The organism is Paenibacillus sp. LS1, assembly GCF_026013365.1.
Classification (GTDB): Bacteria; Bacillota; Bacilli; order Paenibacillales; family Paenibacillaceae; genus Paenibacillus.
Map to the genome: position 1 here is coordinate 25,318 of NZ_JAPDOE010000022.1, position 24,106 is coordinate 49,423.

23 protein-coding genes and 1 other RNA gene are annotated in these 24,106 nt (G+C 46.8%); 22 read left to right on the forward strand and 2 right to left on the reverse strand.

Translation table 11 applies throughout. The annotated features are described in order from the left end of the window. The first annotated feature begins 330 nt into the window (after positions 1 to 330). Together speE and speB are read left to right on the forward strand one after the other, a co-directional pair. The gene (speE, locus tag OM416_RS31020; protein ID WP_264936073.1) at positions 331 to 1,158 is read left to right on the forward strand and encodes a polyamine aminopropyltransferase; all 828 of its coding nucleotides are present in this window, start codon (positions 331 to 333) and stop codon (positions 1,156 to 1,158) included. 14 nt (positions 1,159 to 1,172) lie between these two features. Further along, positions 1,173 to 2,042 (forward strand): agmatinase, encoded by an 870-nt coding sequence (gene speB / locus OM416_RS31025; protein WP_036607280.1) that lies wholly within the window; start codon positions 1,173 to 1,175, stop codon positions 2,040 to 2,042. A gap of 384 nt (positions 2,043 to 2,426) precedes the next feature. On the opposite strand, the gene OM416_RS31030 is transcribed toward speB, so the two are convergent. Further along, the gene (locus OM416_RS31030; RefSeq protein WP_264936075.1) at positions 2,427 to 2,558 is read right to left on the reverse strand and encodes a hypothetical protein; all 132 of its coding nucleotides are present in this window, start codon (positions 2,556 to 2,558) and stop codon (positions 2,427 to 2,429) included. A gap of 394 nt (positions 2,559 to 2,952) precedes the next feature. Between OM416_RS31030 and OM416_RS31035 the strand changes: the two genes are divergently transcribed. The 6 genes from OM416_RS31035 to OM416_RS31060 all read left to right on the forward strand — a co-directional run bounded on the left by OM416_RS31035 (position 2,953) and on the right by OM416_RS31060 (position 8,786). Next, on the forward strand, positions 2,953 to 4,134 hold the full coding sequence (locus tag OM416_RS31035; RefSeq protein ID WP_264936077.1) for a WD40/YVTN/BNR-like repeat-containing protein: 1,182 nt from the start codon (positions 2,953 to 2,955) through the stop codon (positions 4,132 to 4,134). Between the two features lie 224 nt (positions 4,135 to 4,358). After that, positions 4,359 to 5,840, forward strand: a complete 1,482-nt coding sequence (locus OM416_RS31040) for an alpha-N-arabinofuranosidase (protein ID WP_264936079.1) — start codon at positions 4,359 to 4,361, stop codon at positions 5,838 to 5,840. A gap of 3 nt (positions 5,841 to 5,843) precedes the next feature. Then, entirely contained in the window at positions 5,844 to 6,110 is a 267-nt protein-coding gene (locus OM416_RS31045) for a DUF6171 family protein (protein WP_264936081.1), read from the forward strand. A gap of 265 nt (positions 6,111 to 6,375) precedes the next feature. Then, entirely contained in the window at positions 6,376 to 6,801 is a 426-nt protein-coding gene (locus OM416_RS31050; RefSeq protein ID WP_264936083.1) for a DUF1934 domain-containing protein, read from the forward strand. Next, positions 6,798 to 8,477: an arginine--tRNA ligase gene (gene argS / locus OM416_RS31055; protein ID WP_264936085.1), complete on the forward strand. Its 1,680-nt coding sequence runs from the start codon at positions 6,798 to 6,800 to the stop codon at positions 8,475 to 8,477. The genes OM416_RS31050 and argS overlap by 4 nt, the downstream gene beginning before the upstream one ends. A gap of 48 nt (positions 8,478 to 8,525) precedes the next feature. Continuing rightward, entirely contained in the window at positions 8,526 to 8,786 is a 261-nt protein-coding gene (locus OM416_RS31060) for a hypothetical protein (RefSeq protein WP_264936087.1), read from the forward strand. Here OM416_RS31060 and OM416_RS31065 read toward each other — a convergent pair. Then, positions 8,763 to 9,917 (reverse strand): S8 family peptidase, encoded by a 1,155-nt coding sequence (locus OM416_RS31065; RefSeq protein ID WP_169483065.1) that lies wholly within the window; start codon positions 9,915 to 9,917, stop codon positions 8,763 to 8,765. The two genes, OM416_RS31060 and OM416_RS31065, sit on opposite strands and share 24 nt — an antisense overlap. A gap of 462 nt (positions 9,918 to 10,379) precedes the next feature. Between OM416_RS31065 and rpoE the strand changes: the two genes are divergently transcribed. From rpoE to OM416_RS31135, 14 genes are all read left to right on the forward strand, one after another. Continuing rightward, a complete protein-coding gene (gene rpoE / locus OM416_RS31070) occupies positions 10,380 to 10,952 on the forward strand; it encodes a DNA-directed RNA polymerase subunit delta (RefSeq protein WP_264936089.1) in 573 nt (190 codons plus the stop codon). A 453-nt stretch (positions 10,953 to 11,405) separates the two neighbouring features. Next, the gene (locus tag OM416_RS31075) at positions 11,406 to 13,010 is read left to right on the forward strand and encodes a CTP synthase (RefSeq protein WP_062838120.1); all 1,605 of its coding nucleotides are present in this window, start codon (positions 11,406 to 11,408) and stop codon (positions 13,008 to 13,010) included. 230 nt (positions 13,011 to 13,240) lie between these two features. After that, positions 13,241 to 13,627, forward strand: coding sequence for a response regulator (locus tag OM416_RS31080; RefSeq protein WP_076334180.1), 387 nt, complete (start codon positions 13,241 to 13,243; stop codon positions 13,625 to 13,627). 260 nt (positions 13,628 to 13,887) lie between these two features. Beyond that, positions 13,888 to 14,742, forward strand: coding sequence for a class II fructose-1,6-bisphosphate aldolase (gene fba / locus OM416_RS31085; protein ID WP_211085573.1), 855 nt, complete (start codon positions 13,888 to 13,890; stop codon positions 14,740 to 14,742). A 147-nt stretch (positions 14,743 to 14,889) separates the two neighbouring features. Next, positions 14,890 to 16,143, forward strand: coding sequence for a UDP-N-acetylglucosamine 1-carboxyvinyltransferase (locus tag OM416_RS31090; protein ID WP_264936094.1), 1,254 nt, complete (start codon positions 14,890 to 14,892; stop codon positions 16,141 to 16,143). A 468-nt stretch (positions 16,144 to 16,611) separates the two neighbouring features. After that, a complete protein-coding gene (gene rho, locus OM416_RS31095) occupies positions 16,612 to 17,937 on the forward strand; it encodes a transcription termination factor Rho (protein WP_062838116.1) in 1,326 nt (441 codons plus the stop codon). Between the two features lie 97 nt (positions 17,938 to 18,034). After that, entirely contained in the window at positions 18,035 to 19,309 is a 1,275-nt protein-coding gene (locus tag OM416_RS31100) for a radical SAM protein (protein WP_264936097.1), read from the forward strand. Positions 19,310 to 19,411: 102 nt separating this feature from the next. Next, entirely contained in the window at positions 19,412 to 19,609 is a 198-nt protein-coding gene (gene rpmE / locus OM416_RS31105) for a 50S ribosomal protein L31 (RefSeq protein WP_036607255.1), read from the forward strand. A gap of 148 nt (positions 19,610 to 19,757) precedes the next feature. Then, positions 19,758 to 20,025, forward strand: an RNA gene (ffs, locus tag OM416_RS31110) — signal recognition particle sRNA large type. 174 nt (positions 20,026 to 20,199) lie between these two features. Then, positions 20,200 to 21,945 (forward strand): DNA polymerase III subunit gamma/tau, encoded by a 1,746-nt coding sequence (dnaX, locus tag OM416_RS31115; protein WP_264936100.1) that lies wholly within the window; start codon positions 20,200 to 20,202, stop codon positions 21,943 to 21,945. Positions 21,946 to 21,986: 41 nt separating this feature from the next. After that, positions 21,987 to 22,298, forward strand: coding sequence for a YbaB/EbfC family nucleoid-associated protein (locus OM416_RS31120; RefSeq protein ID WP_036607248.1), 312 nt, complete (start codon positions 21,987 to 21,989; stop codon positions 22,296 to 22,298). Between the two features lie 35 nt (positions 22,299 to 22,333). Next, positions 22,334 to 22,933, forward strand: a complete 600-nt coding sequence (recR, locus tag OM416_RS31125; RefSeq protein WP_062838113.1) for a recombination mediator RecR — start codon at positions 22,334 to 22,336, stop codon at positions 22,931 to 22,933. 236 nt (positions 22,934 to 23,169) lie between these two features. Continuing rightward, on the forward strand, positions 23,170 to 23,397 hold the full coding sequence (locus tag OM416_RS31130; RefSeq protein ID WP_413775850.1) for a DUF2508 family protein: 228 nt from the start codon (positions 23,170 to 23,172) through the stop codon (positions 23,395 to 23,397). A gap of 34 nt (positions 23,398 to 23,431) precedes the next feature. Continuing rightward, complete coding sequence (locus OM416_RS31135; RefSeq protein ID WP_264936106.1) at positions 23,432 to 23,701, forward strand: pro-sigmaK processing inhibitor BofA family protein; 270 nt, start codon at positions 23,432 to 23,434, stop codon at positions 23,699 to 23,701. Positions 23,702 to 24,106: the final 405 nt, after the last annotated feature.

Below are 24,106 nucleotides of genomic sequence, written 5' to 3' on the forward strand. Positions count from 1 at the left end.
CATTTTCGCCGGAAAAACCGTTTTGCAGTATAAACGTCAATCGCGTATAATGCAAAAGGGTAATGAAAAGGTAAGATTCGGCACAAGATACTAAAGCGCGTAAGGACGAACAGACGAATGGTCATTGATTCATTGATTAGTCAGACGCTCTGCACGCTCTGGTCAAATTTAATCTATATAATGAAGTGAACCGCGGACCTTTCCCGCAGGCCAGCAATCATAACGCGATATGGCGCCGAACGCTGGACGTGCTTGGGCGAACCGATTATAGTGCATAGCGCTTGGTCGGGTATGGCTGATCATTAACTTTACGGAAAGAAGGTAGAGATTATGGAATTGTGGTTTACGGAGAAACAGACCCCGGTATTCGGGATCACCGCGAAGATTAAGCAGACCTATGTTACAGAGAAAACCGATTTTCAAGATTTGGCCATGGTAGAAACCGAGGAATTCGGTAACATGTTGCTCCTTGATGGCATGGTGATGACTACCGTAAAAGACGAATTCGTATATCACGAAATGGCGGCACACCCTGCGCTGAACACTCACCCGAATCCAAAAAAAGTTCTGGTTGTCGGTGGCGGCGATGGCGGAGTCATTCGTGAAGTGATTAAGCATGCTGGTGTAGAAAAAGCAGTTCTCGTCGAAATCGACGGTAAAGTCATTGAATACTCTAAAAAATATTTGCCTGAAATCGCCGGCAAGTTGGACGAGCCTAATGTTGAAGTGCTCGTAAACGACGGCTACATGCATATTATTGAACATAAAAATGAATACGATGTGATTATCGTAGACTCCACGGAGCCTGTAGGCCCGGCTGCGCCATTGTTTGAGCGTGGTTTCTACCAAGGTATCTACGAAGCACTCAAAGAAGACGGAATCTTCGTTGCCCAAACGGACAACCCTTGGTTCAAGGCGGATCTGATCCAGAAGGTGAACAAAGACGTCAAAGAAATCTTCCCGATCGTACATGTGTACGGCTGTAATATTCCAACCTATCCAAGTGGTTTGTGGACATTCACTATGGGTAGCAAGAAACATGACCCGCTCGAAGTGGATGAGACTCAAATCCCGGAGATGGATACCAAGTATTACTCTCCGCGTCTGCACAAAGCAGCATTTGTACTTCCTAAATTCGTGGAAGATTTAACGAAATAAAGGGGAAATCATTAATGAAATTGGATCAAGCTTATTCAGGAAACGTATTTATTTGCAGCTCAGAGGACTATGAAAACTCAAAAGCAGTTATCTATGGAATGCCGATGGATTACACCGTCAGCTTCCGTCCGGGCTCCCGTTTCGGCCCATCTCATATCCGTCAAGCATCGGTTGGACTTGAAGAGTACAGCCCGTACCTCGACAAAAGCATTGTAGACATGACGTACTTTGACGCTGGAGACTTGCTCTTGCCTTTCGGTAACGCGGGACGCAGCCTTGAAGTAATTCATGAATACATCGGCAGTCTGCTCGCTGACGACAAATTCCCAGTTGGTCTTGGTGGCGAGCATCTGGTTACTTGGCCAGTCATCCAACAAATGTACAAGAAATACCCGGATCTTATTCTGATTCATATTGATGCACACGCAGACCTTCGTGAAAACTATGAAGGCGAGCCATTGTCCCACTCCACACCAGTACGTAAAGCGGCTGAGTTGATGGGTGGCAAAAACATCTATCAGTTCGGTATCCGTTCTGGTTCCCGTGAGGAGTTCCAGTATGGTCGCGAGAACATCAACTTCTATCCATTTGAAGTGGCAGCTCCGATGAAGGAAGCTCTTCCGAAGATGGGCAACCGTCCGGTATACGTAACCATCGACATCGATGTGCTTGATCCTTCAGCAGCACCAGGAACAGGTACAGCAGAAGCGGGCGGCATTACGTCCAAGGAACTGCTGGAAGCTATCCATATGATCGCTGGATCTGATGTAAATGTAGTTGGTTGTGATCTGGTTGAAGTTGCACCAATCTATGATCCAACACAACAGACACAGATTGTAGCTGCGAAGTTGATCCGTGAAATGCTGCTTGGATTCGTGAAATAATCACAGAATAATCGATAAACATGATGCTCTCTGTCTGCGCGGGTTCAAATCTGCGCAGGGGAGGGCAGTTTTTTTATTGTTAACGTTTATCCTGCCTGGCCTCAGCTATTCTGCAAAACGAAATAACGAAGTTGACTTCAATTAACCTAATTTAACTTCTGTCTGGAGCTGTGCTATACTGACTACATAAGTATTCAGTAGTATATAAATTGATATATTACAATCGTGAAGTATATGGTGATCGGGTTCGACCATATACTAAAAAAAGAGCCTTCACCGCGTCAACGGTAAAGACTCTTAGGACCCGAAAGGCTGTGGATTGCCACGGCGTGCATGAATTAAAAACTGTTATTCAAGCGAAAACCCACCGTCAGGCGTCCAACCTTATGAGGTGGGTTTTCGCTTGCTACGAAACTTTTTGCGTAACCAACGGTAAAGCTTTCGTCCGCTCAGTAGAATACTGAGGATCGCAGCAATCCATCGGATCACATCAAGCAACGCCACAAGTTTGACCATCGACGTCACCCCCTCTCGGGAAGCTGCGCCGTGATCTGAAAACATCCACCGTTATTCAAAAGTCCATAACATTAATTATAGCACGTATGTTCCTATGGCTCTACCATTTGTTGCTTGTGTTAAGCATAGGTTCGTATATGCGGATATCCTGTCTGGATATGACTCTGTCATCATATTTATGCCGTTTCTTAAGTATCAGTTTTGTTATCTTGAGTATCATGACAATTCCCGTTTAACTTAGAGTACACAACGTTTAGTAATCAACCACCCTTGTCTATATGATACCAATCATGGGTAGAGGTGGTTTTTTTCTTGCGAAATTGTCATCGAGGTTCATCGGATTGTTACGTTAAAACCATCCGATTTGGGTAAAACCATAGAAGGAGGTGTTACGATGACAACCAAGAGAACGATGACATGGAAACGGATTGGTACGCTGGCATTATCGTTAACGCTGGCTTGGGGGATGGGACCAGTACATACGCTATCAGGCGCTAACGCTGCATCCTCGCAGGTATGTGGAAAGGGAGACCATGGACTATCTGCTACATTAAAAAAGGGTAGTGGTGTGGAAGAGCAACACCTGCAATTTACTGACATTGATTTTCTTAATGATACAACTGGACGAGCCGGGGGTGAGGGGTTTCTAATCGGTACCTCGAACTCAGGCTGCACATGGCAGTCCATATATACCGGGCAGTGGCAATTCACACAGCTTGATTTTCCGAATAATGTGAACGGTTATGCACTGGCACGAGTGAAGGATTCACCTGCAACCTATCTGATCCGTACCAATGACGGGGGATCTCACTGGACGCGGTTTGATACGCCGGGCATTCAATTCAAACGCATCGATTTCCGCAACAAAGATGTAGGTTATGGTTACACCTATAATGGTGCATATCAGACGAAGGATGGCGGCGTAACCTGGAGCAAAATGAACACGCCTGCCAATACGCGTGCAGCTACCTTCGCGACAGAGAAGCAAGGGTATGCTCTCGTGGTTGTACCCGGATCGGGATATCAATTGAAACAAACGAGTGATGGTGGCAAGAACTGGACCACTTCTCTCCGGGTTGCATCGGACACCTGGAGCGGAGCAGACCTATATGCACATGGTCAGCAAGTATGGGCCCTTCTGTATGGTGATGCTGGCATGTCCCAGCAATCCTACTCCCTCTATGCGAGCGGTAACCAAGGGAAGAATTGGACACAAGTTTTTGCGCAATCTACAGCAGGGGGAGGGCCTGCACCTGGTGCAAACAGTGCGGGTAAAGGAACCGGACCTGCCAATCCAGGTGGTCATCCAGGTAACATGGCGCTGATCGGTAATCAGACGGCTTATCTGTCCGCAGGGTCACCCGCAGCTGGTAAAGTGGGGATTGGTCGCTCATATGATACAGGTTCCACGTGGAAAAACGTTGATCTGAAAGATTCGGGATACAGTTCCCGTATCTCGTTCCCATCTGCCGAGACAGGCTGGCTCGTAGTCACAAGTGATGACTCACCTGCAATTTATCAGACTACAGATGGTGGAACGACGTGGGCGCAAAAAATGTTGTTGCCTTCAGAGTAGGATTAAGTAGCCTGTTATTCTGAAATAATAACCAGGCAAATCCAAATTAGAAATGAATGAAAATCAATTTGGTAAGCCTCTGCATGAAGTTCTATAACAAACAAGCCTCTTCCTGATCAATTACATAGGAAGAGGCTTGTTTGCTTAGAAATAAAAACGGTTGAAACCTACTCCGAAACAAGTTATTGTAAGCGATAACAATACATTTCATGGGGGTTGAAATCATGGTTAATGTTATTTTAAAGACGGATTCAGATCAAGGATTAATAAATCGCAATATATATGGTCACTTTTCCGAACACTTGGGACGTTGCATTTATGAAGGGTTGTGGGTAGGAGAGGATTCACCTATTCCGAATACGGATGGCATTCGAAATGATGTGTTAACGGCCCTACAAAAGCTTAATATTCCAGTGCTTCGCTGGCCAGGAGGTTGTTTTGCCGATGAATATCACTGGAAAGATGGTGTAGGTCCGAAGAGTAAGCGTGCTCGTATGATTAATACGCACTGGGGCGGTGTGGAAGAGAACAACCACTTTGGTACGCATGAATTCTTGAGATTATGTGAGCTGCTCGGCACGGAGCCATATATCAGCGGTAACCTGGGTAGTGGTACAGTGCAGGAGATGCAGGAATGGGTGGAGTACATCACGTTTGACGGCGAATCCCCAATGGCGAACTGGCGGAAGAGTAACGGCCGGGAAGAACCGTGGAAACTGAAATATTTTGGCGTGGGTAATGAGAATTGGGGATGCGGCGGTAATATGCGTCCTGAATATTATGCGGATGAATATCGCCGGTATGCTACATACGTACGTAACTATTCGGGGAACGAGATTTATAAGATTGCTTGTGGTCCCAACGAGGGCAACTATGAATGGATGGAAGTGTTGATGCGGGAGGCTTCTCGCTTTATGGACGGAATCAGTCTTCACTATTACACCATCCCTACAGGAGAGTGGAATGATAAAGGTGCAGCAACAGGATTCGGCGAGGCTGAATGGTTCACCACCTTGAAGAAGACGCTATATATGGAAGAGTTGCTGGTGAAGCACTCCGCAATCATGGATAAATATGATCCAGAGGGCAGAGTCGGCATTATTGTGGACGAATGGGGCACGTGGTATAACGTTGAGCCGGGAACCAATCCGGGGTTCCTTTATCAACAGAATACGATGCGGGACGCTGTGCTTGCAGGCGTTAACCTGAATATTTTCAACCAACATAATAAACGGGTACACATGGCAAATCTTGCGCAGATCGTCAATGTGCTTCAATCGCTGGTTCTCACGGAAGGGGACAAAATGCTCCTGACCCCTACGTATCATGTGTTTGATATGTATCAGGTTCATATGGATGCGCAGCGACTGGATTTGAATTATGAAAGCCCTGATTACACCTTCGGAGAAGAGACCATCCCACAGCTCAGCTTGTCAGCTTCCCGCAACAAGGATGGGGTCATTCATGTGACGGCTTGTAATCTAAGCCATACGGATGAGTTGGAAGTCGTATGCCAGCTGGAAGCAGCTCAAGCGGCTAAAGTCTCCGGGCAGATTCTGCATCATGCTGATTTTGGTGCATTCAATACCTTTGAACAACCGAGTCACGTTCAGCCTGTGGCGTGGGATGGAATCACACTGGAGAATAACACATTGCGTTTTGTCCTTCCTCCAGCATCAGTTGGGGTACTCGCTGTAGAGGGTTAATGCATGAAAAGGCGGGAACCTTGCAAGGGCTGCAATGATCAGTATGATGTGAAGATTAGTGATGCCAAAATGGCCAGACTTATTGAGATTGCCTCACGTTCACGTTCGACGGTACAGGATGAGGAATACGAGCGTAGACTATCCATCTGCTCGACATGTCCGGGATTGCAATATGGCACAACCTGTCGGCATTGTGGTTGTCTCGTACAGGTGCGAGCGAAGCTGAGCGAGTCGACATGCCCTTTTCCTTATGAATCGCAATGGGCCTGATCGGCTGAACGAATTTCATTATAATGAAGCAAAAGGGAGTTGCACTTTACAGGTGTGGCTCTTCTTTTTTGGCTTGATAAGGAAAAAACTCTGAATTTGGATTTGAATTGAGCGAGGGAACTGGATATAGTTATACAGTAGAGTGTAGGATAGCGAGCTATCCGGGAATATGAGCGCGTATAGCGACACAACAATACGGGAAGGGCTGTTCTCACCGGCCGTGCCTGATTTTGCGTCGCCTCGAATATAATGGAGGTTAACATTCATGTCGAACATGCGACCGGTACACATCCGGCTGCACAGCCGTTATGAAGGTGAAGATGTGCTGCAGGAAATGAAGGGTGAAGCCGTGTTGAAAGGGTCTGTTCTTTATGTTCGTTATGAAGAACCACAGGTTGGACCCGAGGGAGGCACAACCCGCACCACGTTGAAGCTGGGCGGACAATCCATCAAGATTATACGTCATGGTGAGGTGGAATCGGAGCAGACTTTTGAATTGAATCGGAAGCTTCCTGGTTTCTACCGATCGCCATACATGTCGTTTGCCCTGTCCACGCATACACAGAAGCTGGAACTTTCCATTCAGGGATTGAGCGCACGCGCAGCGTGGAGCTACGACTTTTACCGCTTTGATGAAGAATCCGGACATTTCGCGATTAGTTTGCATATACAGGAGGAACCAATTTCATGACACGTAATCCACTAGATACGATTAACGAACGGGTAAGCACGGCCATCGGTAACGCCATTGTGGCTGCCGGAATTGTTACGCAGGAAGAATTGCCAGCCATCACATTGGAAGTGCCGCGTGAGAAGACACACGGGGACTTGGCGACCAATGCTGCCATGCAGCTGACCAAGATTGCCAAGCGCAATCCGCGTCAGATTGCTGAAGAGATCATTGCCAATCTGAATTTGGCTGAAGCAGGAATCGAGAAGGCTGAAATTGCTGGTCCAGGATTCATTAACTTCAAATTGGACAAGAGTTACCTTTACCCAGTACTTGGGCTTGTGCAGGAGCAGGGTAATGATTACGGAAGAATTAACATCGGAGAAGGACGCAAAGTCGAGATGGAGTTCGTCAGTGCCAACCCGACAGGCAGTTTGCATCTGGGTCATGCCCGTGGAGCAGCTGTAGGTGATGCACTATGTAACATCCTTGACTACGCAGGATATGATGTAACTCGTGAGTATTACATTAATGATGCAGGTAATCAGGTGTTTAATCTGGCTCGTTCCATTGAAGCTCGTTATCTGCAAGAGCTGGGTCAGGATGCTGAGATGCCTGAAGATGGTTATCACGGTGAAGATATTAAAGGATTCGCCAAGCAGCTTGTTGCTGAAAAGGGTGAAGAATTGCTGTCCATGCATCCCGGTGACCGTGCGGCTTATTTCCGTGACTTTGGCCTGGAGAAGGAACTGGACAAGATCAAACGTGACTTGAATCGTTTCCGTGTTAACTTTGACATCTGGTTCAGCGAAACTTCCCTGTATGATAACGGAGAAGTGCTGCGCGTACTGGATGAATTGCGTGACCGCAATGAGATCTATGAGCAAGACGGGGCAACTTGGTTGAAAACGATGCAGTATGGTGACGACAAAGAACGTGTATTGATCAAGAACGATGGCACGTATACTTACCTGACGCCGGACATTGCTTATCACCGTGACAAATATGCGCGTGGATACGACACGATGATCAACATCTGGGGTGCGGATCACCACGGATATATTCCACGGATGAAAGCCGCGATGCAAGCACTGGGCAATGACCCTGAGAAATTGGTAGTCTTGATTGCACAGATGGTGAGCTTGTTCCAGAACGGTGAAAAAGTGAAGATGTCCAAACGTACAGGTAAAGCTGTAACGATGGAAGACCTGATGGATGAAGTCGGCATTGATGCCATTCGTTACTTCTTCACAATGCGCAGCATGGACTCCCATCTGGACTTTGACATGGACCTTGCGATTTCGACATCTAATGAGAATCCGGTATTCTACGTACAATATGCGCATGCCCGTGTATGCAGCGTATATCGTCAGGCTGAAGAACAGGGTATTGAGCTGTTGCCACTGGCACAGATTGATCTGTCCAAGCTGACAACAGAGCATGAGTATGACCTTCTCCGCAAAATGGGAGAGCTGCCTGAGGAGATCTCGGCAGCAGCAACAGGATATGCACCTCATCGTATCATCCGTTATGTATACGAGCTGGCATCCCTGTTCCACAGCTACTACCGTGCGGAACGCGTCATTACGGAAGACGCGCAGCAAACTCAGGCACGTTTGGCACTGATCGGTGCTGTGCGTACCGTTATCGCAACAGCGCTTCGTCTAGTAGGCGTAACCGCTCCAGACAAAATGTAAATCCAGGCTCGCGGCACATCGCCGCTCTGCCTAAGGAAAAAAGTCTCCATGCCCACGTTGTGTCATCAACGTGGTACATGGAGACTTTTTTTGTTGTGTGCCCGGGGGCTACAGAAACCGGCCTATCCACTGGGTACACAAGCCGCCCTGCCCTGCCATCACAGCTGGCGCCAGCCTAAAGGCTCTGCCGCTACACAATGGTCTCTTCGCACGTACTGTACCGGTCTGGGCTATTGTGTTTCGCCGAGCGTCAATGGACTCCTGCTGACCGCTGGCAGAGCCGGATCACTCCCCGCACTCTTGCATTAGCCGCAGGGCGTCAATCTCGCCACCGCGTACCTTGCTTTTCGCGGTGGTGGTCTTGCGAGCGCGCAGCGGGATCGTAGCACGCTTGACGAGTGCCTTGATTTCACTAGGGGATAACCCCGGATGTTTTGCGAGCAGCAAAGCGATAGCGCCACTCACATGTGACGTCGCCATGGAGGTGCCGCTCATTTCGTGATGTTTGCCCTGTACCCAGGAGGAGACGATCTTATCACCAGGAGCATACACATCCACGTATGCACCGCGATTACTGAAGGACGCAATACGTCTGTTTTTGTCGGTGGCCCCAACCGATATGGTCTGCGGATACCGTGCCGGATAATCAATACTGCGGCGTTTGCCGTCATTTCCTGACGAAGCAACAATGACGATTCCAGCATGGTATGCACGATTGACAACGTCAAGAAGCGCCTTGCTGCGTGTTTTCATGCCAAAGCTCATATTGATGATATCGACCTTGTTGCGTACACACCAGTCGATGCCAAGCACAATGTCGGATACATAAGCCGATCCGTTGTGGTCAAATGCTTTTACCGGATAGATCAGGGAGCGCGGGGCTACACCGATCATACCTGCGGTGCTGTTGGCTGCGGCGATGGTCCCTGCAATGTGGGTACCGTGTCCATTATCATCATGGGGAAGCAGGCTACGGTTTAACAGATTGATTCCGCGTGCCAGAGAGTAACGAAGATCGGGGTGGTGGTAGTCAGCACCTGTATCAATCACACCAATTTTAATCCGGTGTCCTGTAGACACGGACCATACTTTGGGTGCCCGAATCTGCTTTACTCCCCAGGGTATGCCTTGAGCATTGCTCGGTTTGCTGTGGAGCGCGGTAGCGTGGAGTGAGATGGGCACGTCTGCTTCAATCGTAATCTCATCCCCATAGCGGTACAGATCCTCCGGGCGTTGCACTGGAGCAATAATGGAACGAGCCAGTCGCGAGGAGCGAACAGCCCCGAGGTCGGTGAATTCATTCCGCATTCGGGACAATTCCAGGAGACAGGCTTCGTACTGCTGCGGTTTGGCAAATCGGATCAAATATCGCCCTCCCTGTTCTGGCTCAGGGCGTCGCATTCCGTCAATCAATTGATGCAATAAACCAGTATAGTCCATAATGGGCAGCCCCCTTCGGGATGAACATGCTGAGGTATTCTATGAATGCGCTCATCCCGCCGCATGGGGAACTTGCCCTTTTTTTACAAAAACACATTCTCTTCGTGTCAAAACGGGCGCAGGGACATATGATGGATGGAGAGCTAGAGGGCTCTTGCGGGGAACCTGGTGAGGAGCAATCCTTCAAGGGTATACAGTCAGAAGGCGGAGGGGACTCCGTCTTTTTTATTTTGGAGTTGTCTCTTTGATAAAAGAGGATATTCCTAGGAGTTCGATGCCAACTCACGTTTAATATATGGACATATTGTTGCTGCTCTCCGCATTTACGTCACATCCATACATAAAAACTTGCTTTTTAACGCTAAATAGGTTTTACTTAGGTTTGTTAATGGATATGTTATACGTAACAGTCCAGTTCGTAGGGGTTAAAAAGTGAATTTTGTGTGAGAGGAAGTGTCTGCAGTGAGTACCTCGCTCAATTTGAAAATTGATAAAGAAAAGGTAAGAGAGATCCCTTTGGTGGACCTTGCCTTTATGGTGCTGAAGGCGGCTAATACGCCGTATTACTATCGTGACTTGATGAATGAGGTAGCGAAGCAGCGCGGAATGACTGATGAAGAAATCAACGAGTTTATCGCCCAGCTATATACCGAGATTAATATCGATGGTCGTTTTGCTTGCGTCGGTACGAGTCTGTGGGGCTTGAAGCGCTGGTATCCGGTAGCCGGAACAGAAGATTCCATGACGGGTGCGAAGCGTCCGCGTATCATCAACGATGAAGACGATGATCTGGAAGATGAAGACTTCGGTGAAGAAGAAGACAGCTATAACAGCGACGAAGACTTCGACAGCCCGGATAAAGAAGAAGAAGACGAAGAAGAAGAAGATGAAGACGAAGACGACATCTTTGATGAAGAAGACAGCGAAGAAGAAGTGCTGGTCGAAGATGACGATCTGGAAGATGAAGACCTCGAAGAAGACGAAGAAGAGTCCGAAAACGAGGATGAATTTGACGACGATTCTGATAATCGGTAGTCATTTTTGACGTCTATAATTTACCCGTTTCCCCGGAATAGTCAGCCTTGACAGCAGACGGGGTAACGGGTAAACTATTGCATGGGCTTATGAATGAGCGATAATATATTTATGTTTTTTATAGAAGGTGCCCCGTCCTGCGGGAGTACTTTTTTTTGTATTTTTAGAGGCATAATTTTGCAAAATGTTTTCATTTCCGCATGCTCCCGGCCAACATTTCGTGGCCCGTTTTTGTATATCAAAAACACCAAATGAAATGAAGGCTACCGAAATGTTTGCACCATATTTTGCTGTAGAACAACGTGTATTTAAACCGTCTTCGCAGAAAGAGCAGTTTGCAGATGCAGGGAATTTCTGCCATTGCTCTTTTTAACGATGATTACCTGGGAAACAGGTTACGATAACACCATATATCGCCTGAATTTCTGTACTTATATTAGGAGGGTAATAACAGTGACAAAGTATATTTTCGTGACGGGCGGAGTTGTGTCCTCCCTAGGCAAAGGGATTACGGCTGCTTCGCTGGGCAGATTGCTGAAAAACAGAGGGCTTAAGGTAACGATTCAGAAATTTGATCCATACATCAACATCGACCCAGGAACAATGAGTCCTTATCAGCACGGCGAGGTTTTTGTTACGGATGATGGCGCGGAAACGGATCTGGACCTTGGCCACTATGAACGTTTTATTGATATCAATCTCTCCAAAAACAGCAACGTCACGACTGGTAAAGTATACTCTTCCGTCATCAGCAAAGAGCGACGCGGGGAATATCTGGGCGGAACGGTACAAGTTATTCCACACATTACGAACGAGATCAAAGAGCGTGTATTCCGCGCTGGACGTGAAGCGGGTTCGGATGTTGTTATTACGGAAATTGGCGGAACAGTGGGCGACATCGAGAGCTTGCCTTTCCTGGAAGCTATTCGTCAAATCAAGAGTGATGTAGGTCGCGACAATGTAATGTACATCCACGTAACACTTATTCCTTATATCAAAGCAGCTGGTGAAGTGAAAACAAAACCTACGCAGCACAGTGTTAAGGAATTACGCAGCATCGGTATTCAACCGAATGTGATTGTATGCCGTACCGAGTATGAATTGTCTGACGACATGAAAGCCAAAATCGCTCTCTTCTGCGATATTGATGAGAATGCCGTGGTTGAATGTCGTGATGCAGACACGTTGTATCAAGTACCTCTGAACCTGCGTGAAGAAGGCTTGGATGAGATCGTGGTAAACCACCTGAAACTGACTACTCCTGCACCCGATATGAGCGAGTGGGAAGGGTTGGTTGACCGGATCAACAAGTTGGAGCATACGGTTGAGATCGCTATTGTTGGTAAATATGTAGCGCTGCACGATGCATATCTGAGTGTTGTTGAGTCCTTGTCTCATGCAGGATTTGCATCCAACGCCGATGTGAAAATTCGCTGGGTTCCTTCTGAAGATATTACGGATGAGAATGTAGGCGACTTGTTACATGGTATTGGCGGTATCCTTGTTCCTGGTGGATTCGGAGATCGTGGTATTGAAGGTAAAGTATCGGCAATCCGTTATGCTCGTGAGAAACAAATTCCGTTCTTCGGTATTTGCCTGGGTATGCAGGTTTCCGTTATTGAGTATGCACGTTCCATCGTTGGTTTGAATGGTGCGAACAGCTCCGAGATTAATCCGGCTACGGAATTCCCTGTGATCGATCTGTTGCCTGAGCAAAAAGATATCGAGAATCTGGGTGGCACGATGCGTCTGGGTCTGTATCCTTGTAAGCTTCAGGAAGGTTCTTTGGCGATGGCTTGTTATGATGACGAGCTGGTGTATGAGAGACACCGTCACCGGTATGAGTTCAACAATGAATACCGTGAAACGATCGAAAAAGCAGGACTGGTTATCTCGGGTACATCCCCAGATGGACGTCTGGTTGAGATCGTGGAACTTCCAGGACACCCATGGTTCCTGGCGGTACAATTCCACCCGGAATTCACTTCCCGTCCGAACCGTCCGCAACCATTGTTCCGTGAGTTTGTAAAAGCTTCTCTGGAGAATGCGCAGAAATAATACATGGTTTCAGTGTTAACGTAATAGATATCAGGGATGTTCCTGGCAACCGTTTAGCGGATGCTGGGACATCCCTTTTTTTATGTAAAAAGCAGGTCGAAATGCTTTTTGTCATTTTGTGAAGGTAGCAGGATTTTAATGGAAGAGGTAGAATACTTATCATGACGACTATGGGATAGTTATCCAGATTCGAAGATGTACATGCTTTCCTAATTCTAGGAGGTTACAGAGTGGAAGATAAAAAAGTTTTGATTGTTGATGACCAGAATGGTATTCGAATCCTGTTAATGGAAGTGTTCAGCAGTGAAGGATATAACACGTTTCAAGCACCTAACGGCAAGGTTGCCCTGGAGATTGTGAATAATGACAAGCCTGACCTGGTATTGCTCGATATGAAGATCCCTGGGATGGACGGTCTGGAAATCCTGAAGCATATTAAAGAAATTGATCCGGATATCAAGGTCATCATGATGACCGCGTATGGTGAACTGGACATGATTAAGGAAGCCACGGATCTTGGAGCACTCATGCATTTCACTAAACCGTTTGATATCGATGAGATGCGAGTGGCTGTGAATATGCAACTTCGCAATGGTGCCGCCAATAAATGCAGCTGAATCCTGTAGATACAGGATTTTTTTGCGTGTGGAGAACATAGATGGTACTTGGTGAAACAATGGGGTATTTCACTCCTTCATCCGGGGAATATTGGAAATGGGGAAGTCATAAAGCGGTGTCTATGAAAACTGTGCTGCAAAGCACAGCATTTTTGCAAATGCTTGTTTAGTATTTGACATGGGATGTGGTATAATAAGCCCGTATGTGATTTCGGCTAAAAACCATAGACACAACCCAAACCCCTAGGAGGATTGAAACCATGCCATTAGTATCTATGACAGACATGTTGAACAAAGCACTCGAAGGAAAATATGCAGTTGGTCAATACAACATCAATAACCTTGAGTGGACTCAAGCGATTCTTGGTGCTGCTGAAGAAGAGAAATCCCCAGTAATCCTGGGTGTATCCGAAGGCGCAGCACGTCACATTGGTGGCTTCTACACTGTAGTTAAAATGGTAGAAGGACTTATCCACGACATGAAAATTACCGTTCCAGTTGCAATTCACCTGGACCACGGTTCAAGCTTCGACAAGTGTAAAGAAGCGATCGATGCTGGATTCACATCCGTTATGATCGACGGTTCCCACCACTCCATCGATGAGAACATCGAAATGACTAAAAAAGTTGTTGAATATGCACACGCTAAAGGCGTTTCTGTAGAAGCTGAAGTAGGTACTGTAGGCGGACAAGAAGACGACGTTATCGGTGGCATCATGTACGCTGACCTGAACGAGTGTATCCGTATCGTTAAAGAAACAGGTATCGACACATTGGCACCAGCTCTTGGTTCCGTACACGGTCCTTACCATGGCGAGCCTAACCTGGGCTTCAAAGAAATGGAAGAAGTTCGTGACGCGGTACAAGTTCCACTCGTATTGCACGGTGGTACAGGTATTCCTAAACACGACATCGACAAAGCCATTTCCTTGGGTACATCTAAAATCAACGTAAACACAGAGAACCAAATTGCTTTCGCAAGAGTAGTTCGTGAAGTGCTTGCAGCTAAACCAGATGCTTACGATCCACGTACATTCATCGTACCAGGCCGTGATGCAATCAAAGAAACAGTTAAAGGTAAAATCCGCGAGTTTGGTTCCAACAACAAAGCGTAATTTATCTTTACCAGTTCCATACTGTGAAATGGAAGAACACCGCCTAGCCGGTGTCTTTCCATTTTCACACCTTATTTCTACATCGGAAGCCAACAGCACGTATTGCCGTTCATCGGCTGCAAAACACGTAGGGGGACATTAAGCTTTATGGAAAAATTGATGATTAGTGGCGGACGTCCGTTACAGGGAACTGTAACTATAAGCGGCGCCAAGAACAGCGCCATTGCGCTTATTCCTGCAGCATTGCTTGCCGAGTCAGAAGTCGTGTTGGACAACCTGCCACTTTTGAGTGACGTGGCGGTTTATGCAGAAATTTTGGAGGAACTCGGAGCACGTGTAACTTGGGAAGGCAATCAGATGAAGATTGATCCTTCTGAGATCAAATCCATTCCTATGCCGAATGGTCCCGTGAAGAAGCTTCGTGCTTCGTATTATATGATGGGTGCATTGCTAGGGCGTTTTAAAGAAGCGACCATAGGTTTACCAGGGGGCTGTAATTTTGAGCCTCGTCCAATTGATCAACATATCAAAGGGTTTGAAGCGCTTGGCGCAACCGTAACAAACGAACACGGCTCCATTCATTTGCATGCCAAAGAGCTGCGCGGAGCAAAGATTTATCTTGATGTAAGCAGTGTCGGTGCAACCATTAACATTATGCTGGCGGCTACTCGTGCCAAAGGCTCTACAATTATCGAAAACGCGGCTAAAGAGCCTGAGATTATAGATGTAGCAACACTTCTGAATTCCATGGGTGCCAGCATCAAGGGTGCAGGTACCGAAACGATCCGTATTGAAGGAGTTTCGGAGCTTAAAGGCTGTCGTCATTCTATCATTCCGGATCGTATCCAAGCAGGTACGTATATGATCGCTGCAGCGGCAACGCGCGGAGATGTTCTGATTGACAATGTGATTCCCAAACATCTGGAGGCTTTAACGGCAAAGCTGCTGGAGATGGGTGTTGGCATTGAGGAATTGGATGAAAGTATACGTGTCATTGGTAAGCCAAATTATAACCATGTTGACGTGAAGGCACTTGTATATCCTGGTTTCCCAACAGATCTACAGTCACCGATGACCAGTGTTTTGACACAGGCAACCGGCGTGAGTGTCCTGAGCGACTTTGTATACAGTAATCGATTCAAACATGTGCCTGAGCTGGTGCGGATGGGCGCAAAGATTCGGGTAGAAGGACGTTCGGCGATTATTGAAGGCAGTGCATTGAACGCGGCCAAAGTAAAAGCATCCGATCTTCGCGCTGGAGCGGCACTGGTGATTGCAGGTCTCACTGTCAGTGAAGGTGTGACTGAAGTAACGGGGGTCGAATATATCGACCGTGGTTACGATCATCTGGTGACCAATCTGCGCCTGCTTGGTGCAGATGTATGGCGGGAAACCGATTAATATGGCAGTATCATGCATGATTCAGTCATACACATGTTTATTTTAGCTGAACTGCATATCCTTTCAGTTATTGGGTAAACCTGTTTTAATAGAGTTCTCAGTCTCTCCGGCATAAGACGAAATGTTTCTGTTTCCTTTACCGGAGGGTCTTTTTTTGAATCAAACTTCATATGGCTGTAAGAACATCATTTCTCTTCCCCAACCCCCGGTTTTGTTTGAACTGCGCTCCATAGCCGGTCTATCCGGATTGATCGCCTCAATGCATCGTGTTCACTCATTAGCGGATCTTGCCGAACATTGGCCATCCCACCCGGAAACTTACACTCAAAGACAAGTATTTGCATTATAACGGTTACATTCCGTACAATGGACAGAAGAGATTGTGGCAGAAGCTGCGCTCTATAGCCGGAACATCTAGCGAAACTATCCATTTCACACGGACTTATTAATTGAATAGGTGGTTATTATATGGATCTACAAATTTCCGATTTGGAAGAAATGAAACTAACGGACCTCTACAAGCTGGCCAAAAAATATCAGATACCTTACTATGGTACGTTAAAAAAGAAAGAATTAATCTTTGCTATATTACGCGCACAAGCTGAACAGAGCGGTCTGATGTTCATGCAAGGCGTACTCGAGATTTTACCTGAAGGTTACGGATTCTTAAGGCCCATTAACTACTTGCCAAGTACGGAAGACATCTACATCTCAGCTTCTCAGATTCGCAAGTTTGACCTAAGAACAGGTGACCTTGTATCAGGTAAGTGTAGAACGCCTAAGGAAAACGAGAGATACTTCGGATTGTTGCAAGTCAACGCTGTAAATGGTGAGAATCCATCGGCGGCTGCAGAGCGACTTCACTTCCCGGCACTAACCCCACTGTATCCGCAGAAAAAACTGGTTCTCGAAACATCCCCCAACCATTTGTCCACACGCATTATGGATGTGCTCGCCCCGGTAGGATTGGGACAGCGCGGATTGATCGTAGCACCTCCCAAAGCGGGTAAAACGCTTCTCCTCAAAGAAATTGCCAACAGCATCTCAACTAACAATCCTGAAATTGAACTGTTTGTCCTGTTGATTGATGAACGTCCAGAGGAAGTAACGGATATGTCGCGTTCGGTAAAAGGGGAAGTTGTGGCTTCGACATTCGATGAACTGCCTGAGAATCATATCAAGGTGGCAGAGTTGGTACTTGAGCGTGCACTTCGTCTGGTTGAGGCGAAAAAGGATGTCGTTATCCTGCTGGATAGCATTACGCGTCTTGCTCGTGCATATAACCTGGTTATTCCACCATCCGGTCGTACACTTAGTGGTGGTATTGACCCAGCTGCATTCCATCGTCCAAAACGTTTCTTCGGTTCTGCCCGGAATGTGGAAGAAGGCGGAAGCCTGACCATCCTGGCAACGGCATTAATTGATACCGGATCACGTATGGATGACGTCATTTATGAAGAGTTTAAGGGTACGGGTAATATGGAGCTGCATCTGGACCGTCGTCTGGCTGAGCGTCGTATATTCCCGGCGATCGACATTCGTCGTTCTGGTACACGTCGTGAAGAAGTATTGCTCAGCAAGGAAGAGCTGGATACGATCTGGACGATTCGTAAGAACATGAATGATTCACATGACTTTGTCGAAGGTTTCCTGAAGAAACTTCGTAACAGCAAGACGAATGCAGAGTTTTTGGCGGCATTTGATTCAGCTGGTAATGGTCCAACAAGCAATTCGGGGACAACAACAACCCGTCGCTCACCGAGACAGACAGCTACATCAGGTACATCGACATAAGTGTCGTTCGACCAATAACTTATTTTTAGCAGCTTTGCTGTGAATTTTACAATACACTCGTCGTTAGGTTTAACCCATTAGATGTGAGGAGAACATCATGTATTTAGTATACGCAGATGAAAAAGGTAATGTATTTGATCATCCTTCCCTGTACGGTCTTGCCCGCAGTGGAGATATGATCGTTGAGATTATGGAGGATGAGTTGATTCCTTTGCCAGAGGGTGCAACGTTGGTTGGACTCCCGAGTACCCGGCCCATTGGTATGGACCCGGACACAGGTGAGATGCTGCCAATGCCAACAGACACACAGGCTGTAGGTGCGTTGCTTCCACAAGGATTCACTCGTTTGTGTCTTCCCGGTTATGTGAAGACGGATAAGGAATATAAGTTGCCGTTGTTCGGTTATTCCGCAGTAGTCTGGAAAGACGGCGGTTTCTATGTCACAGCTTCGAAGTCGGATAGTCCGGATCAATGGAATCCGCTGAACTGTGATCGTGATGATGTGCGTTCGGGGGTTAAGCGATTGACGGAGCGATATCCCGAGAATCGACTCTATACTCACCTGTCCAATTGTGCACTCGGATATGAATGTCTAACTTCGTCGAACACGTTCCTGAATCGTTGGGAGGGCGGAGTACCAGTATCCTATTCCTGTAATGCGGGTTGTTTCGGATGTATCTCCGAGCAACCGGATGACAGTGGCTTTGTTTCTCCGCAGACGCGTATGAACTTCCGTCCGCGTGTGGATGAGATTGTCCAGGTCATGATGGAACACCTGAAGACACCAGAATCCATCATTAGCTTTGGACAAGGTTGCGAAGGGGAGCCATCCACGCAGGCCAAGCTAATTATTGAAGCGATTCGTGAAGTGCGTTCTGTAACGGATATGGGGTATATCAACATTAATACCAATGCCGGTCTGAATGATCACATTAGAGGTATTGTAGACGCTGGATTGGATCTGATGCGCGTAAGTACAATTAGTGCACTGGATGACCACTATAACGCCTACTATAAACCGCGTGGTTATACCTTGGCTAATGTCGAGAAGTCGATGAAATACGCGGCGCAGCAAGGTGTATACACATCCATTAACTATTTGATTTTCCCTGGCGTAACAGATCGTGAAGAAGAGATTGAGGCGATGATTGAGTTTGCACGAAGAACTGATCTACGTTTGATTCAGATGCGTAATCTCAATATTGATCCGGAGAGCTATCTGGGGTTAATTCCTCCAGCTCAAGGTGATATCCTGGGCATGAAGCAGATGATCGAGATCTTTGAAGACGAGTTGCCTGATGTGGTGATTGGATCGTATACCCACGTTCCACCAGCTGGAATGGCACGTCCTAAACGATTGATTACCTCTTAACAATAATGGATTGCAACAGGCATTAGGCCGTGTTATAATCTCAGAGTTGTGCCATTTACTCTGGGTCCGCTTGAGGCTCAGGGCGGAAAGAGGTGAAAGGTAATGAAAGAAGCAATTCATCCTAATTACACGATTGGTCAAGTATCTTGCGCTTGCGGGAATACTTTTGAGACAGGTTCGGTTAAAGACGGACTTCGTGTAGAGATTTGCTCCGCGTGCCACCCGTTCTTCACAGGTAAACAGAAGTTTATCGATGCTGGCGGCCGTGTTGATCGTTTCAAGAAGAAATACGGAATCTAATAGGACAATTCTTGGAGTTGTCTGCTAATTGCATCCAACCAACCCCTGCTGATCTGGCAGGGGTTTTTTATATGTTTTATGTATGCCTAGCTGCCTTCACATTCCTTCTGGTTGCAATTTGGATAACCTTACGTTATACTATTTCTTACCGTGCTAGATGGGGAGGTAGCGGTGCCCTGTAACTCGCAATCCGCTATAGCGAGGTTGAATTCCTGCTAGAGGTTTTGTCGATGTGAGGTTTGGTCCCTGAACGTGGTGTTGACGGTTGGGTCCTCCGCAATGAGTGCTCATGAACCTGGTCAGGTCCGGAAGGAAGCAGCCATAAGTGAGATTACTCTTGTGCCGGAGGGTCGCCTAGCCCGAGCTATTGTTCAGGGGTGCCACTTGGATCGCAAATATCGATAGCAGGTGCACGGCTTACCATTTAAATGTAGAGACCTTTGCAGTTGTATGTATGCAGAGGTCTTTTTGATATGTCTTAAAAAACCACGCATGAATGAGTCAGATAAAGTTTGGATTCACCCCGGAATATAGTATAATAGGGGAACGACAAAGGACTCGAATGCGAAGTGGAAGGAAGGTAACGCATCATGGAGCATATCGCGTTATACCGGGCTTGGCGTCCCCAGTCGTTTCAAGATATGGTGGGACAACAGCATATTATTCAGACCTTGCAGAACGCGATTCGTGAACAGCGGACTTCCCATGCCTACTTATTTAGCGGGCCCAGAGGAACGGGAAAGACAAGTGCCGCCAAGATTTTGGCCAAAGCTGTGAACTGCGAACGTGGACCTGCGCCTGAACCTTGTAACGAGTGTGAAGCTTGCCGCAGGATTACGACCGGCGCTGTGATGGATGTACAGGAGATTGATGCTGCATCCAATCGGGGTGTTGAGGAAATCCGTGATCTTCGGGAAAAGGTTAAATATGCGCCAACCGAAGTCCGGCAGAAAGTCTATATTATTGATGAAGTGCACATGCTGACGACGGAGGCATTCAATGCTTTGCTCAAAACATTGGAGGAGCCACCACCACATGTGATGTTTATTTTGGCAACAACAGAACCACATCGCCTTCCGGCTACCATTATATCGCGTTGTCAGCGATTTGATTTTCGCCGGGTTTCCCTGGAAGAGCAGACAGCAAGACTTACACTGATCTGCGAACAGGAAGGCATGGAAGCTGACCAGGATGCACTCCAATACATTGCCCGTTTATCCGACGGTGGAATGAGGGATGCACTTAGTGTGCTGGATCAGATCTCTTCATTTACGGATGGACGAGTAACGTACCAGCAGGTTATGGATATGACTGGCGGAATTGCTTCAGAGCAATTTGCCAAACTGGCTGCTTCGCTGCTCAAAGGTGATGTTGGTTACATTTTGCAGATGATTGAAGGTTTCATGCATGAAGGAAAGAGTGCAGACAAGTGCATGGAGAATCTGCTTTATTATTTCCGTGATTTGCTTATGATTAAGATGGTACCTGATGCAGATAAACTGACGGATCGGGTGCTTAATCCGGAATCTTTCCGTGATATGGCGGAATCCTTCACCAAGGAACAGCTGTTCCACATGATCGACACCCTTAATCGGTACCAGAGTGAAATGAAGTACGCGGTACAGCCACAGACATTATTTGAAGTCGCGTTGCTTAAACTGTGTAGTATTCCAGTACAAGGAGAGGCTTCTGTCCAAGTTGGAGCTTCGTCACATGCGGCACCTGCTGATGGGGGAGAGATCAACCGCTTGAAGCAGCAACTTGCTGAGCTGGAGAAGAAATTGGATCGCGCACTTAAAAGTGGGTTGTCTGGTGGAGAGGGTGCATCAAGTGCTCCATCTCGTCCGGCAACAAGAGCCCCTGTATCGAGAGGGAACTCGCCTGCGAAGCTTCCAGCACAGTTGGATCAATATGTTGCTCGCAAGGGAGCCCCTGAGTTCGCAGATATCAGCAAAAAATGGAGTCAGATCCTTCAACGAGTGAAGGAAGAAAGGGTTACCGTTCATGCCTGGTTTGTGGATGGTGAACCGGTATCATTGCTTGAAGACAACGTTCTGGTTGCTTTTAAAAACAATATTCACCGTGAAACGACGGAGAAGCAGGCTAACCGCGAAGTCATTGAGCGGGTGTTGTCCGAACAACTTGGGCGTCCAGCACGATTGGTGACGATGATGCTCAAAGATTGGACCGGGGCGATGGAAGGGGCTTCTGAAGCGCCAAAGGAGGACTTTAAGCTTGAACCTGAGCATGAAGACGGCGGTTCAGGCAACAAACAGCCTTGGATTGATGAAGCCATCCAGCTCTTTGGTGAGGACCTTGTAGTAATCAAAGAATAATGCGCATAGCGCGATAACTATAACAAAGGAGATGAATGATTATGAACAACATGAACCAAATGATGAAACAAGTGAAGAAAATGCAGGAGCAAATGCTGAAAGCGCAAGAGGAACTGGCGGACAAAACAGTTCAAGGTACTTCGGGTGGCGGCGTTGTAACTGCTGAAGTTAATGGACACAAAAAATTGCTTGCTATCACGATCAAACCTGAAGCGGTAGATCCGGAAGATGTTGAAATGTTGCAGGATCTCGTTATGACAGCTGTTAATGATGCAATGGCCAAGGCTGATGAGATTGCCAATAAGGATATGGGCAAGTTCACAGGCGGCATGAATATTCCGGGATTATTTTAATTAAAAATTGATCCTGTCAAAGGAGACACAATCGATTGTATTATCCCGAACCAATAGCAAAGCTGATTGATGCCTTCACCCGGTTGCCGGGTGTGGGGCCCAAGACGGCAGCGCGTTTAGCTTTTCATGTGCTTAACATGAAGGAAGATGACGTTATCGATTTTGCCAAAGCACTCGTAAGTGTGAAGCGTAACCTTCATTACTGTTCTGTGTGTTGTAATATCACTGATACGGATCCGTGTCGCATCTGTCAGGATAAGTCCAGGGATGTCTCTGTAATTTGTGTAGTTCAAGATTCGAAAGATCTGGTGGCTATGGAACGCACCAAGGAATTCGATGGGTACTATCATGTGTTACAGGGTGCGATTTCACCTATGGAGGGAATTGGCCCAGATGATATCCGTTTGAAGGAACTCCTGATTCGATTAAGTGATGAACGTATAAAAGAGATTATCTTGGCGACGAACCCCAATATTGAGGGCGAGGCTACAGCGATGTACATCTCCCGCTTGGTGCGTCCGTTTGAGATCAGTGTGACCCGGATTGCCCATGGATTGCCTGTGGGCGGCGATCTGGAGTATGCGGATGAAGTGACTCTTTCCAAAGCACTGGAAGGGCGTAGGGAGATGCGTTAGCGTGTTTGAGTTGGTTTCGCGCACAGCGTGCTTCCTTATAAACTTTTGGATGCTAAATATGTTTGATGTGCGGAGAGGGCCCTAGGGCTCTCTTTTTTTATGATGAAAATGAAATGTCCAAGTTCTAAGTTTGTCCTTTCCCTGATAAGTATGAGAATATGCTGTGCTGATCAGGAGGGGGAGAGTTTATGTTCATGTGGCGGAATACACGGAAATCGGTAGAGAAACACAAGAGAATGTTGAAGGAACTTGAGGCGGATCAGATCTATGCAGATATTCAGATGGCAAAGCAGGAGTGGGAAAGGGCTATGAGGCAATTCGAAGATGCGCAGGGGCAGGATGAGATTGATTATGCCATTTATGTACTGGAGGCGGCTGAGCGGAAGTATCAGATTCATTTGAAGAGAGCCAAGCGGGCCAGGGCTAATGATGGGGTTGAAACGCAGCGAGGGATTAGTATGTAGATTCAAATTCACACTATATATGGAGGTGTTGGGTATGAAGAGTGTCATATTGGGAAGTGTATTGGTTATATCACTACTGGGGCTAATCGTTGTTTTATTCAGAAAGAGAATAGGGTTATCGTTTTTCACATCGTTTGGGATTCATCTGGTGATGGCTGCAGTAGGGATATACGTCGTCAATTATTCCGGCTGGTTAACTGGAACCTACATCCCTCTGAACCCTGCAACCATAGGAACCGTAACTGTTTTAGGATTGCCGGGTGTGGGGTTATTATTGGGGTTGAAAATTTCTTTGTTTGGATAGTTGACTCCTGGGATATTTATATGGTATATTATATCTCGTTGCTTTGCTTGCTTGGTTACATGCTTTTGATGAAATGAACAGCTCATTACGAGCTTCGAAAAAAGAATTTCAAAAAAACACTTGACCAAAACAAACGAAGTATGATATATTATAAAAGTCGCCGCTGAGAGAAAATGGTGACCAAAAAACAAGTTTGATCTTTGAAAACTGAACAACGAGTGAGTAACGATCTTGCTTGCAAGATCGACGCTGAGAAATCGGTACAAGTCTTCGGACTGTATGATTCGAAGCGAAAAATGAGATTTTTAATCTCGTCAGATTCAAAATGAGCTTATCGCTCTTTTCAAATACTTGAGATGATTTTTATAGCGTATAACCACGCTGCTGAAATTCATCTTTTATTGG